The sequence below is a fragment of the Mesorhizobium sp. P2_F5 genome, from assembly GCF_056403715.1.
Window position 1 is genome coordinate 359,428 of record NZ_JBFUEY010000004.1, and the last position, 13,043, is coordinate 372,470.

The 13,043-nt window shown below is 62.2% G+C and carries 11 protein-coding genes; 2 read left to right on the forward strand and 9 right to left on the reverse strand.

What is annotated here, in order from left to right:
- Positions 1–79: 79 nt before the first annotated feature.
- Both AC1DYO_RS08275 and melA read right to left on the reverse strand, forming a co-directional pair.
- On the reverse strand, positions 80–2,188 hold the full coding sequence (locus AC1DYO_RS08275; RefSeq protein WP_477262076.1) for an ABC transporter substrate-binding protein: 2,109 nt from the start codon (positions 2,186–2,188) through the stop codon (positions 80–82).
- Positions 2,189–2,286: 98 nt separating this feature from the next.
- Positions 2,287–3,753, reverse strand: a complete 1,467-nt coding sequence (melA, locus tag AC1DYO_RS08280; RefSeq protein WP_477262078.1) for an alpha-galactosidase — start codon at positions 3,751–3,753, stop codon at positions 2,287–2,289.
- A 247-nt stretch (positions 3,754–4,000) separates the two neighbouring features.
- Here melA and AC1DYO_RS08285 point away from each other — a divergent pair, with 247 nt between their 5' ends.
- Entirely contained in the window at positions 4,001–4,843 is an 843-nt protein-coding gene (locus tag AC1DYO_RS08285) for an AraC family ligand binding domain-containing protein (RefSeq protein ID WP_477262457.1), read from the forward strand.
- A gap of 18 nt (positions 4,844–4,861) precedes the next feature.
- On the opposite strand, the gene AC1DYO_RS08290 is transcribed toward AC1DYO_RS08285, so the two are convergent.
- The 7 genes from AC1DYO_RS08290 to AC1DYO_RS08320 form a co-directional block, all read right to left on the reverse strand.
- Positions 4,862–5,929, reverse strand: coding sequence for an ABC transporter ATP-binding protein (locus AC1DYO_RS08290; RefSeq protein ID WP_477262080.1), 1,068 nt, complete (start codon positions 5,927–5,929; stop codon positions 4,862–4,864).
- 3 nt (positions 5,930–5,932) lie between these two features.
- Entirely contained in the window at positions 5,933–6,781 is an 849-nt protein-coding gene (locus tag AC1DYO_RS08295; protein ID WP_454574742.1) for a carbohydrate ABC transporter permease, read from the reverse strand.
- Entirely contained in the window at positions 6,781–7,704 is a 924-nt protein-coding gene (locus AC1DYO_RS08300; protein WP_477262082.1) for a carbohydrate ABC transporter permease, read from the reverse strand. The genes AC1DYO_RS08295 and AC1DYO_RS08300 overlap by 1 nt, the downstream gene beginning before the upstream one ends.
- Before the next feature lie 225 nt (positions 7,705–7,929).
- Entirely contained in the window at positions 7,930–9,207 is a 1,278-nt protein-coding gene (locus AC1DYO_RS08305; RefSeq protein WP_477262084.1) for an ABC transporter substrate-binding protein, read from the reverse strand.
- A 26-nt stretch (positions 9,208–9,233) separates the two neighbouring features.
- On the reverse strand, positions 9,234–10,448 hold the full coding sequence (locus AC1DYO_RS08310) for a PLP-dependent transferase (RefSeq protein ID WP_477262086.1): 1,215 nt from the start codon (positions 10,446–10,448) through the stop codon (positions 9,234–9,236).
- Positions 10,445–11,179: a FadR/GntR family transcriptional regulator gene (locus AC1DYO_RS08315; RefSeq protein ID WP_477262088.1), complete on the reverse strand. Its 735-nt coding sequence runs from the start codon at positions 11,177–11,179 to the stop codon at positions 10,445–10,447. The genes AC1DYO_RS08310 and AC1DYO_RS08315 overlap by 4 nt, the downstream gene beginning before the upstream one ends.
- Before the next feature lie 121 nt (positions 11,180–11,300).
- Entirely contained in the window at positions 11,301–12,008 is a 708-nt protein-coding gene (locus AC1DYO_RS08320; protein WP_477262090.1) for a DJ-1/PfpI family protein, read from the reverse strand.
- 87 nt (positions 12,009–12,095) lie between these two features.
- Between AC1DYO_RS08320 and AC1DYO_RS08325 the strand changes: the two genes are divergently transcribed.
- Positions 12,096–13,043, forward strand: a complete 948-nt coding sequence (locus AC1DYO_RS08325) for a GlxA family transcriptional regulator (protein WP_477262092.1) — start codon at positions 12,096–12,098, stop codon at positions 13,041–13,043.

Sequence of the window (13,043 nt, forward strand, 5' to 3'; positions counted from 1 at the left end):
TTCAGTGTTGTCTGCCGCTGACCTTACTCCGTCCCGGCCGCGCGCGCMGCGCGGCCGGGCGTCAGCCAGGGGAGGTAACTCAGTTCGTCGGACCCTTGTCGCCGGGCTTGCCGGGAAGCTGCTCGGGGAAGAGTTCGTATTTCTGCTGCTTGTCGGCGGCAACGAACAACCGCTCGCGCACGATCGAATCCTCGGCCCAGTTGAACATGAAGATCGGCGTTCCCTGCGGGACGTTGGAGAAGCGCTTGTTGATGATCAGGGCGCCGGGATATTCCGTCAGGCCGACATTGTAGACGTGCTCCGTCGAGATCTTCTGGAACTCCTTCATCAGGCTGGCGCGCTCGTCATTGTCTGACGAAGAGACGAACTTGTTGACGATGTCGACGAGATCCTTTTCGAAAGGCATCAGGTCGACCTGGCCGCTTTCCGGCGCGCGGTGATCCCAACTGGTCTTGGGGCCGATGGGAGCGAGTTGCACAGTATTCTGCACGACGGAGGTCAGCTCCTGCTCGTTGCGCCGGATCAGCCAGTCGAAACGGCCGGAATATTGGGTGGCATCGCGCTGGGTGCCATTGAGGCCGTTGAGCACGACCCTCAAGCCCAGCTTCTCCATCTGCGCGACGACGCCTTCCGCAAGGCTCTTGTCGGTGGTGTAGTCGTTATTGACCAGCATCACGATCTCGACATCCTTGCCGCCGGCGGTGCCGGCTGGGAAGTTCACGATACCGTCGCCGTCCGTATCCTTCAGGCCGGCCTTGGCGAGCTCCGCCTTGGCGCCTTCGAGATCGAAGGGATAGTAGACGGTCGAGTTGCGGTCATAGAAGCTGGTGCCGGAGGAAAAGCCGCCGGGGTAGATGGCGGTGAACGGACCCTTGACCAGCGAGTCGCCGAGCGCCTTGCGGTCGAGCGCCATGGTAACGCCTTTGCGGAAATCCTCGTTGCGGTTCAGCTCGCGGATCGCCTGGCCGCGCTCATCGGGATTGCCCCAGCCATTGGCGGAGAAATTCATGCGCAGATTGTAGCCGATCAGGCGCGGGCCGAAAGCGAGCCGGGCTGGTGCATCCTTGTCCGCCGCGCGCTTCAGCGAAGCGACGAAATTCTCCGGCTGCTCGAGGTTGGAGAAGTCGCCCGCGCCCGCCACCGCCTGCACGTCTCGGTCGGCCCAGGTCGACAGCTTGTAGTGCACCTCGTTGAGGTAAGGCAGCTGGTTGCCCTTCTCGTCGACCTTCCAGTAATAGGGGTTGCGGCGCATGACGATGATGTCATCCGGCCGATACTCCACCGGCACCCAGGCGCCCATCACCGGTATGTTCATATATTCCGGCGGGAAGGCGTTCTTGAACTGCTCGTAGGTGTTCTTGGAATATTTCGGGTGCTGCGGTTTGAGGATATGCGCCGGGCCGGGGCAGAAGGTGCCGTAGGCCATGGCATAGAGATACTGTTTCGGGAAAGCGTCCTTGAACGTCCACTCGACGGTATAGTCATCAATCTTCTTCAGCGTTGTGCCGACACCGAAGGTTTCCGCGGTGGCGCCGTTCAACGGCGAGACATTGGGATCGACGACCTCGTCGTCCCAGTAGAACATGACATCGTCGGCATTGAAGGCAACGCCGTCAGACCACTTGGCGCCTTCGACCAGGTGCATCGTCAGCGTGTGGCCATCCTTTGACCAGTCCCAGTTCCGGGCCAGGTTCGGCAGCGGCTCGGTGTCCTTGGCCTCGACCTGGAACAGCGGCGCGGTGCGCGTCAGGCATTCGGAAAGGCCGATGTCGATGCCGCCCCACCCTTGCGTCTGGCCGGCGCCATAGTTCCAGCCTTCCGGCCGGCCGCCGATGACGTGGCGCATGGTGTCGCCATAGACGCCGATGCCGTCCGGCATGTTGCTGGTCTTGAACACCAGCGGCTCCTTCGGCAGCCGATCCTTGACCGGCGGCAGCTTGCCGGTCTTGACGTATTTCTCGGTGACCCAGTCGGGCTCGTGATATTCGGGCAGCGCCTTGAACTCCAGGATGGAATCGCGGGCGACGTATTTGATCTTGCCCTCGGCGGGAAATGCCGCCGGCACCGGCGGCGTCGTCGGCTCGGATGCGTATGCGCTGAGCGCCGATACCGAGACGCTTAGCGTCAGTCCGGCGAGAATGCCAATTCTGCGCCCGGCGAGAATGCCAATTCTGCGAAAGTTCCTCATTGTGTTCCTCCCAGATGTTTCGACGTCTGCTGCTGCCCGCTTTTACTCGGGACGGCTGATTGGCGAACCGGCCTCCCGCGGCCCGCCTGAAAACATTTTCAACCGGCCTGTTTCAGCGCCGTCTTTTCGGCGCGCAATTCCTCGATCGAGCGCACCTTGCGCCGCGCCGCTCCCGCCCAGTCCCGGGTTTTCACCTTCGATTTCGAAAGCCGCTCCTTGGCCTCCGGCACGGCATCGGCATATTGCGGCAGCCAGCGCGCCTGGGCGACGACCATCTCGTCGACCATCTGCCAGACCTCTTCCGGCGTCGACACCGCACCCACCAGCGGATCGTGCAGCACTGCAAGCTTCAACAGGTCGATATCGCCTGATATCGCCGCATGCACCGACATGCGCTGGACGTTGATCGAGGCCATGCAGGTGGCCGCGCACGCTTCGGGCAGCGTGATGCCGGAGGCCATGTTGATGCCGAAGCGGTCGACGAAACCGGGCGATTCGATGATGGCGTCCTGCGGCAGGTTGGTGATGATGCCGGTGTTCTTGACGTTGAAATGCCCGCGATAGACGCGGTTGGTCTCCAGCGCTTCGAGAATGTGGCTGGCATGCTCGTTCGAGCGCTTCGACATGTCGAGCGGCTTCGATGCCGCCTCGAGGAATTGCGGGAACTCCGTCTCAAACCAGTTGCGCGTTTCGGTGGAGTAACGGAGGTAGCCGCCGGTCTCGCCGTGGATCCAGTCTGACATGTCGATCCAGCGGGTGATTTCGTCCGGCCGCTTGCGATACCAGGGCAGATATTCGGAAAGATGGCCGTTGCTTTCGGTCGAATAGACGCCAAAGCGCTTCAGCACATCGATGCGCAGCTTTTCCTGCTGCGAATAAACCGGATGTGCTTCGAAAGCTGCAACCAGTTCATCCTTGCCGATCTTGCGGCCGTTGAGCCGGAGGTCGATGAACCAGGTCTGGTGGTTGATGCCGGAGCAGACATAGTCGAGTTCGCCATGCGATTTGGCGCCGAGCACTTCGGCGATCTGTTCGGCGCCGTGCTGGACGCCGTGGCAGAGGCCGACGGTGTCGACCTTGCCATACTCGATCGCCGCCCAGGTGTTCATCGCCATCGGGTTGGCATAGTTGAGGAATTTCGCGCCGGGCTCGGCGAGTTCCCTTATGTCCTTGCAGAAGTCGAGGATGACCGGAATGTTGCGCTGGCCATAGAGAATGCCGCCGGCGCAAATTGTGTCGCCGACGCACTGGTCGATGCCATATTTCAAGGGAATGCGGATATCGTCGGCATAGGCCTCGAGCCCACCGACCCGCACACAGCTGATGACATAGCGCGCGCCTTCGAGCGCCTTGCGGCGGTCGGTGGTAGCTGTCACTTTGGTCGGCAGCTTGTTGGCCTCGACGATGCAGTCGAGGATCGCCTTGATCATCTCGAGATTGTGCTCGCTGAGATCGGTCAGCGCGAATTCGATGCCGCTGAATTCCGGAACGCACAGAATGTCGGTGAACAGCTTCTTGGTGAAGCCGACGCTGCCGGCGCCGATAATAGCGATTTTGAAACTCATCACCTTCACCTCGATCCAATCGAATGCCAAGCAAGGAGCAAAGGAGGAGGGTATGGCGGCGCGCCACGGCGCGCGTGCCATTCGAGCCGGAATTCCGGCTCTTTCTCCTCCCCGCCCGCTCCTCAACCGCGGGTCTTTCGCGTTCTCAGGATTTGGATTATGCCGTTATTCCAGGGCGCGGCCAGAGAACGATTATGCTTTCGAGGGTAATTTTGTGCTGCGCGATCTGATCGCCAACGGACAGTTGATGCGCACCATCTCGCTGCCGCGCGGCCGTCAGCGCCTGCATGCCATGCCGACCAGCACCGGCTATGAAGTGCGCGAGGGCGTGACCTACGACTGGGATGGACGCAAGCGCGGCCAGACGCCGTTCACTGTTCTGCAGCACACGATCAGCGGCACCGGCCAACTGCGCTACGAGAACCGCAACTATCGCCTGCAGGCCAACGACACGCTGCTGGTGCTGGTGCCGCACAACCACCGCTACTGGCTGGAGAAGGGCGACCGCTGGGAATATTTCTGGATCTCGATGAATGGCGAGGAGGCGCTGCGCATCCACAAATCCATTCTCAGCGTCTCCGGCCCGGTGTTTCGGCTGCAGCCCGAGACGATCGATCATCTCGCCGATTGCAGCCTGCGTCTCATCAACGGCGCCGCTTCGCCGGGCGCTGCTTCGGCGATCGCCTATGAGGCGGCGATGGCGCTTTACGACGATGTTTTCGGCTCGCATGCCTTCACCGAGAAACAGAGCGCCATGCAGCCGGTGATCGACCACATCAACGCCAATCTCGACAAGCCTCTGCCGGTGGCCGACCTCGTTTCGATCAGCGGCCTCAGCCGCGCGCATTTCTCGCGCTGCTTCGCCGAAAGCGAAGGTATCCCGCCGGCCGAGTTCGTGCTGCAGCAGCGGTTGCAGCGTGCGGCGAAACTTCTGACCAAGGCCGATTTCCTGCCGGTCAAGGAAGTCGCCATATTGTGCGGCTTCGAGGACGCCAACTATTTCTCGAAAGTCTTCCGCCGGCTCTACGGCATCAACCCGACGCAGTTCCGCACCACCGGCATGTATGCCAGCCTGAGCAACCACCGGTAGGTTGATTGCCGGGCACCCTCACCCGATGCGATTGCCGGTCGCAGGATCGAACAGATGCAGCGCAGCCGGATCGGCTGACAGCCGCACCGTATCGCCCGGTCGGACATTGCTGCGTCCCATGACGAAGACGCAAATCTGCTGGTCCGCGAACCTGACATAGAACTGTGTCGACAGGCCGAGCGGCTCGACCACCTCGACCTCTGCCTTGAGCGGACCATCATCGGCAAGCTGGATGTGTTCCGGCCGCAGTCCGACGGTGAGCTTGTCACCATCCTTCAAGGGCAAGCCGTCAGGCAATCTCAGCTTCTGGCCATCGGCCAGCACGGCATCCACCTTGCCGCCCTTGGCGACGGTCGCCGGCAAAAAATTCATGCCGGGCGAGCCGATGAAACCGGCAACGAAGGTGTTGATCGGCCGGTCATAGAGTTCCAGGGGATGGCCGACCTGCTGCACGTAGCCGTCATGCATGACGACGATGCGGTCGGCCATCGTCATGGCTTCGATTTGGTCGTGGGTGACATACACCGAAGTGGTCTTGAGCTGCTGGTGCAGCGCCTTGATCTCGGCGCGCATATGCACGCGCAACTTGGCGTCGAGGTTCGATAGCGGCTCGTCGAACAAAAACACTTTGGGATCGCGCACGATGGCGCGGCCCATGGCGACGCGCTGGCGTTGGCCGCCCGACAGTTGCCGCGGCAGACGCCCGAGAAAATTGTCGAGGCCGAGCCGCTTGGCTGCTGCCCCTACCCTGCCGTCGATCGTTGTCTTCTCCGCCTTTTTCAGAAGCAGACTGAAGCCCATGTTCGACGACACATCCATATGCGGATAGAGCGCGTAGGACTGGAAAACCATGGCAATGTCGCGGTCCTTCGGCGCGACATCGTTGACCAGCCGCTCGCCGATGCGGATCTCGCCGCCGGAGACCTCTTCCAGCCCGGCAATCATGCGCAGCAAGGTCGACTTGCCGCAGCCGGACGGGCCGACCAGCACGACGAACTCGCCATCGGCGATTTCGAGGTCGACGCCGTGCAGGATGCGCAGCGAACCGTAATCCTTCTCGACATTTTGCAGCGTGACGGAAGCCATCGATTATCCTTTGACCGCGCCAGCGGTGAGGCCGGTGACGAGATAGCGTTGCAGGAAGGCAAAGAAGATACAGACCGGGATCAGCGCCAGAATGGACGCCGCCATCATCTGCCCCCAGTCGACGGCGAACTTGCCGATATAGGTGAGCAGGCCGACGGCAAATGTCTTCTGGTCATCGCTGGAGATCAGCATCAGCGCGAACAGCAATTCGCTCCAGGCGGCGGTGAAGACGAAGCCGAGCGTGGCACCCATGCCGGGCAAGGTCAGCGGCACGATCACCTTGCGCATCGCCTGGGCCCGCGTGCAGCCGTCGATCATCGCGGCTTCCTCCAGGTCCTTCGGGATGCCGTCGAAGAAGGACTGCATCAGGAAGGTGGCGAAGGCGGTGTTGAAGGCGGTGTAGATGATGATCAGCCCGACCAGGCTGTTGGTCAGGCCAAGCTCGCCCATGACGCGGTAGATCGGCGGAATGACCATGACCAGCGGGAAGGTCTGGGTGAGCAAAAGCATGATCGCCAGCGTTGCCTTGCCGCGGAAGGTGAAGCGCGACATGGCGTAGCCGGCGAGCGTGGCGATGACCGTCACCAGGGCCGCCGTCGACACCGAGACGATGACGCTGTTGAGGAAATAGCGCGGGAAATCAGATGCTTCCAGAACAGTGATGAAGTTTCGGAATGTCGTTTCCGATGGCCACAGCGTGATGCCTTCGGAATAGAGCAGCCGTTCCGGCGTCACCGATATCTTCAGCGTCCAGAAGATCGGGAACAGGGCGAAGATCATGTAGGCGGCAATCGCCGCGTAGAGGCCGATGCCGCTGAAAATACGCGAGGAGGTGGAGCGTCCGGCGATCATCAGACGTGCCTCACCAGCAAGCGGCGGATGGCGATCAGGGCAATCGCATAGGCGATGAGCAGCACCAGCAGCAGCACCGCCACCGCCGAGGCATAACCCTTGTCCAGAGACTTGAAGGCGCTGACATAGATGTAGACCGGCACGGTGCTGGTCGAACCTGCCGGCCCGCCTTCGGTCATGACGAAGATCAAATCAGCGAAGGTGGCGATCCAGATCGTGCGCAGCATGACGGTGATAACGATGGTCGGCGCCAGGAAGGGCAGCGTCACCTTGGTGAAGCGCTGCCACGGCGAGGCGCCGTCGATGGCGGCGGCCTCATGCAGCTCCGACGGGATCGACTTCAATGCCGCCAGCAGCGTGATGGCGAAGAACGGAATGCCGAACCAGATGTTGGCGATGATCGGCCCCCACATGGCGGTCGCCGGATCGGAGAGCACATTGGTCGGTTCGGCCTTCAGGCCAAGCGCGAACAACCAATGCGGCAGCGGCCCGATGATCGGATTGAACAGCCACGCCCAGGTGAGGCCCGACAGGAAGGACGGCACCGCCCAGGGCAGGAACACAACCGCCTGCACGAACTTGCGGCCGACAAACGGCTTGTCGAGCAGCAGCGCGAGACCAAGGCCGAGGAAGAACTGGAAGAACAGGCTGGCCACCGTCCACCACAGCGTGTTGACCAGCGCCTGCCCCAGCACCTGGTCGGTCAGCATCGCCTGATACTGGCCGAGGCCGACATATTCGGATTTGAAGGCCGAGAACTTGCGGAAGGAGTAGCTGATACCGATGATCAGCGGCACCAACAGCACCACGACCAGCAGAACGATCGCCGGCGAGAGATAAAGCCAGGGCTCGATGGCGGCATGCGTCAGCCGCTTTTTTCGCGGCTTGCCTGCGGGTCGTATTGCGGACACGGCGTAGGTCATCGGGTGCTAAATCGTCTCCTGGAGTCGGGATTGGCGACTAGCGTCGTCACCGTTCATGGAAAGATGCCGGTAGGCAGATGAGGGGCAGCCCTAAGCCTTGGGGTGCTGGCGCAGCCCCTCATCCGGGCCTGTCTGTGCATGTCGTTGTCCCAAAACCGCTACGCACTTTTGGGCGACATGCATTCGGGCCACCTTCTCCCCGTGAACGGGGAGAAGGAAGAAGAACTACTTCTTGTTCTTGGCCAGCCAGTCCTGCTGTTCCTTGGTCAGGAAGGTGGCCCATGCGTCGGCCGCCTCCTTGGCCGTCTTCTGCCCGAGCAGCACTTCCTGGAAATTCTTGATCGCCACCTGGTCGACGAAATTGCCGAGGTTTTCCAGATGCGTCGGCGGCGTCACCATTTCATATTTGGAGGTGTCGCTGAGCTCGGTGAACCAGCCCTTGAACTGCTCGGTCTTGAAATGAGCGTCCTGGTCGGCGCCGTTGTGGATCGGCACGACGCCGACTTCCTTGGCCCATTCCAGATTGTCCTTGGGCGACAACAGCGTCGCCATCAGCTTCCAGGCATCGTCCTTGTGCTGCGAATTGGCGAACATCGCCCAGCCGGCATAGCCCAGTGTCGGATAGGATTTGCCGCTCGGTCCGACCGGCAGCGGCGCCACGGCAAAATCGTCGGCGCTCATCTTGTCGGCAATGCCGATCAGCGCATCCGGATCCTGGTTGAGCATGGCGCAGGTGCCGGAATAGAAACCGGTGACCGTCTCGTTGAAGCCCCAGCTCACCGCATCCTTCGGCGCCAGACCGTCCTTGTACATGTCGGCCAGCATCTGCAGACCCTTGACCGAGCCCTCGTCATTGATGGTCGAGGTTCCGTCCTCGTTGAAATAGCCGCCCTTGCCGGCGGCGATGTTCATGAACATATGCATGCCGTTGAAGGCGCCCGGGCCGCCGCGCAAGCAATAGCCATATTTGCCCGGAATGGCGGAGATCTTCTTTGAATCGGCAATGAAGTCGTCGAGCGTCGCCGGCGGGCCGTCGAGACCGGCTTCCTTGAACAGCTTCTTGTTCCAGAACAGCGCATTCACATAGTAGCCGTAGGGGATCATGAACTGGGTGTTGTTGACCGTAGAGCCGAACTGCTTGGCGCGATCGCCCAGCGTCTTGGCATCGTCCCACTTGGCCATGTAGGGGCCGAGATCCTCGAGCTGGCCGTTGGTGGCATAGAGGCCCATCCAGCGCTCGGGCATCTCGACGATGTCGGGCGTATCGCCGGCCTGCACCATGGTCAGGAATTTCTCGAACGCCTGCCCCCAGGGCAGCGAGACCACCTCGACCTTGACGCCCGCATTGGCCGCCTCGAACTCGGCGATCTGCTTCTTCAGAAATTCGGTGCGCTGCGGGCTGGTGATGACCTCGACCAGTTTGATGGTGGTGTCGGCCAACGCGCCGCTGGCGGAAATCGCCAGGCCGGCAGCAGTGGCAAGCATGATTGTCAGTCTTCTCATGTTCAGAACTCCCATTTTGAACCCAGTTATTTTTTTGCTTTGTCGAAGACTTTGCTTTTGTCAAAAGCCTGGGCGATGTCGGCCCAGAGGTCTTCGACGCTTTCCAATCCGACACTGAAGCGGATGGTTCGGGGGCTGACGCCGAAGCGCGCCATCGAATTGAGACCCGGCGTCTGCTCGAGCGAGGCCTTTGCCGGCACGACCAGGCTTTCATGGCCGCCCCAGCTGACGCCGATACGGAAGAATTTCAGCGCATCGACGAAAGCCGGAATGTCTACATCCTCCGTCACTTCGAAGGAGAACAGCCCGGCATAGCCGGCAAGCGTCTTCTTGCCGGGATGATTGGAATAGGCGGGGTGGTTGACCCGCTCGACCTTGTCATGCGCCTTCAAGCGCTCGGCGATGGTGAGCCCGCTCTTCATGTGATGCGGCAGCCTGAGCGGCAGCGTGCGCAAGCCGCGCAGCAGCAGCCAGCCCTCGAAGGGCGACAGCTTCGCGCCGAGCTGGGAATAGGTCTGGTCGTTGATGTGCTTGATATGGGCAGCCGAGCCAGCCACCACGCCGGCGACGGTATCGCTGTGGCCGCCGAGATATTTCGAGGCTGAATGCAGGACGAGATCGACGCCGTGCAGGATCGGCTTCTGGAACACCGGTGTCGCCCAGGAATTGTCGATGGTGGTGACGATGCCCTGCTCCTTGGCCAGCCGCGTCAGATGCGCGATGTCCTGCAGCTCGAACATCATCGAGGTCGGGCTTTCCAGATAAAGCAGTTTCGCGCCGGGCAGAGCTGCGGCAATCGCATCCGGATCGGAGCCGTCGACATAGTCGACCTTGATGTGGAGGCGCGGGAACAGCCGCTCGAACAGACGGTAGGCGTCGCCATAGCAGTTGCGCACCGCAACGATACGCTCGCCGGCACCGACAAAGGCGAGCACGGTAGAGCTGATTGCCGCCATGCCACTGGAGAATCCGCGCGCGGCCTCAGCGCCTTCAAGCGCAGCGACGCGTGACTCGAATTCCATCACCGTCGGATTGTCGCCGCGCGAATAGATCGGCTGCTTCCTGCGACCGGCAAAGGTATCGGCCATCTCGGCATAGCTGCCGAATGTGAACAGCGAGGTCTGGTAGATGGGCGGCACCACGGCATTGCCGGGGAACGGGTCGTCATGCGCCAGAAGGGTCGCCGCCTCGGCGAGATAGTCGCTGCCGGAAATCCCTGGGTCGAAACTGTGCTCGTTCATTTGCGGTCCGAAAGTTTGAGGTTGGCGGCACCGCGCTTCAAATCGTCCTCGACCGTGGCGATCAGCTTCAGCGCCTCGGCCCGGGCGCCTTCCGGGTCGTGCGCGGCGATGCAATTGAACATGGTGCGGTGGTAGGGAAAGCTGGCGTGGCCGAAATCACGCACGCCGAGCGGATGTTCCCAGAAGCGGTGGAACAGTTCGTGCATGGCGGCGATGATCTGCTCGAACAGCGGATTGCCGCAGGCGCGGTAGATCGCCTGATGGAATTCCCAGTCCTCTTCCGACGACATGCCGGCCCGGCTGAGAAACTCTTCCTCCATGATGTCGAGCTTGCGCTCGATCTCGGCGAGATCGTCCTTGTCGGCGCGAATGGCGCAAAGAGCGGCGGCTTCCGCTTCCAGCGCGCGGCGGATTTCCAGCGTGCGCATCAGGCCGGTGAAATCATTGCCGCCGGCGAGCGTCAGCGGCATGTGCAGCATGTCGAGCGAAACGGCGGCCTTGAGATAGGTGCCCGAGCCCTGCCGGCGCTCGACCAGGCCAAGCCCTTCCCAGCGTGTGAGCGCCTCGCGCACCGTGTTGCGGCTGACTTTCAGGCGCTCAGCGAGGATACGTTCGGTCGGCAGCCTCTCACCTGGCTCCAGCTTTTCGCGCATGACAAAGCCGGCCAACGCCTTCAGCACCGCATCGTCGCGGGCCGTCGTCTGGATCGGCGGGAGGCTGAACTCGGTCACGCCTGTGGCACTCAAAGTGGTTCAATGGTCCAACCAATTTCTGCACAGACGAAGGGACGTGTCAACAGTGGAAACGCAGCCGGGCCGAATGGCGAAGATATGCGCCTTCGGCCCTGCCGCTTCAGCCGTGGCTGCGCACCGGCGCAGCGGCGGCGCGAGCCTCGCGCCAGCGAGCGAACATTTCCTCGCGAACCCGCCTCGAACCAGAGAGGCGCTCTTTTGCCTGCGCCAGCACGGCAGGCGAAGCCTCGGCGGGCGTGCCTGACCGAAAGGGGGGAGCCGGGGCGTATTCGAGCGAGAGCTGCACGATCTCAGCCTCCTCCTGTCCAAGCAGTCTCGCAACCAGCGCCAGGCCGAAATCGATGCCGGAAGTGACACCGCCGGCGGTAATGAGCTTGCCGTCCTCGACGATACGCTCATCGACGGGGATCGCCCCGAACTCTTCAAGGAAATCATGCGCATACCAGTGCGTGGTCGCCCGTTTGCCCTTCAGCAACCCGGCCGCGCCGAGCACCAGGGCGCCGCTGCACACCGAAGTTATGTAGCGCGCCTGCGCCGCGCGCTCCCACACGAAATCGAGGACTGTCTGGTCCTCCAGCAGCGCGTTGACCCCGCCCCCGCCCGGAATGCACAGCACATCGAGAGGTCGGCAATCGTCGAAGGTCGCCGTCGGGGTAAGCGAGAGATGCGTCGACGACATCACCGGATTGCGGTCCTTCCAGATCAGATCCACCTCGGCGTCCTTGGCGGACGCCAGGACTTCGTAGGGGCCAGTGAGGTCGAGTTGCTGGACGTTGGGGAATACGAGGATGCCGAAACGAAGGGGCATGGAAATCTCCGTGGGTTGACTTCGGGCAATCTAAGGCATCATGGTTTGGCACGATTGCCATTCACCCCTCGTTTCAGGCCAAACCCAATGCGCCGTATCGAAGTGCTTGCCTATCCCGACGTCCAGCTCCTCGACGTCAGCGGACCGCTTCAAGTCTTTGCCAGCGCCAACGACTTCAAGAGGCAGGCCGGAGAACCAGCGCCCTACGAGGTCGTGATGGTCGCCGCCTCGCCGCGGATCAGGACATCTGCCGGTCTCGTGCTGGAAGCCGCGGCGCTGCCGACCCACGGAGGTGAGATCGACACGCTGGTCGTGCCAGGCGGATGGGGCGTCAACGCAGCCTGCGAGGATTCCGAGCTTGTCCGATGGATCGCCAGCCGCTCGCGCAATGCCACGCGAACCGCGTCCGTGTGCAGCGGCGCCATGCTGCTGGCGATGGCAGGCCTGCTCGACGGCCGTCGCGCGGTGACCCATTGGGGACGCTGCGCGGAGTTCGCCCGGCGCTTTCCGGCGGTCCGCCTCGAACCCGATCCAATCTTCATTCGTGACGGCAATGTCTGGACATCGGCCGGCGTAACGGCGGGGATCGACCTCGCCTTGTCCCTCGTCGAGGCCGACCTTGGCCGGCATACGGCGCTCAGCGTGGCGCGCGAGTTGGTGGTCTTCCTGAAACGTCCCGGCGGCCAGGCGCAATTCAGCCAGACGCTCAAGCTGCAGCAAGGCGACGGGCGCTTCGACCGGCTGCATGGCTGGATCCTCGAAAATCTGGCAGGCGACCTGTCGCTGACGCAGTTGGCCGACCACGCCAGTATGAGCCCGCGCAGTTTTTCGCGACGCTATCGCGAGGCCACCGGCCGGACACCGGCCCGCGCGATCGAGGAGATCCGGATCGAGGCGGCACGACGGATGCTGGAGCGGGGCCAGCCCGTTAACCAGACGGCACGCCGCTGCGGTTTCGGTTCGGAAGAAACCATGCGGCGCGGCTTTCTGCGCGTGCTGGGCACCAATCCGCGCGCCTATCGCGAGCGTTTCTGA

Bases quoted from the DNA above. Each gene is read 5' to 3' on its own strand.
- AC1DYO_RS08285 (WP_477262457.1), top strand. From the start codon at position 4,001: ATGCGCACCATCTCGCTGCCGCGCGGCCGTCAGCGCCTGCATGCCATG.
- AC1DYO_RS08325 (WP_477262092.1), top strand. From the start codon at position 12,096: ATGCGCCGTATCGAAGTGCTTGCCTATCCCGACGTCCAGCTCCTCGAC.
- AC1DYO_RS08320 (WP_477262090.1), bottom strand. From the start codon at position 12,008: ATGCCCCTTCGTTTCGGCATCCTCGTATTCCCCAACGTCCAGCAACTC.
- AC1DYO_RS08290 (WP_477262080.1), bottom strand. From the start codon at position 5,929: ATGGCTTCCGTCACGCTGCAAAATGTCGAGAAGGATTACGGTTCGCTG.
- AC1DYO_RS08310 (WP_477262086.1), bottom strand. From the start codon at position 10,448: ATGAACGAGCACAGTTTCGACCCAGGGATTTCCGGCAGCGACTATCTC.
- melA (WP_477262078.1), bottom strand. From the start codon at position 3,753: ATGAGTTTCAAAATCGCTATTATCGGCGCCGGCAGCGTCGGCTTCACC.
- AC1DYO_RS08295 (WP_454574742.1), bottom strand. From the start codon at position 6,781: ATGATCGCCGGACGCTCCACCTCCTCGCGTATTTTCAGCGGCATCGGC.
- AC1DYO_RS08305 (WP_477262084.1), bottom strand. From the start codon at position 9,207: ATGAGAAGACTGACAATCATGCTTGCCACTGCTGCCGGCCTGGCGATT.
- AC1DYO_RS08300 (WP_477262082.1), bottom strand. From the start codon at position 7,704: ATGACCTACGCCGTGTCCGCAATACGACCCGCAGGCAAGCCGCGAAAA.
- AC1DYO_RS08275 (WP_477262076.1), bottom strand. From the start codon at position 2,188: ATGAGGAACTTTCGCAGAATTGGCATTCTCGCCGGGCGCAGAATTGGC.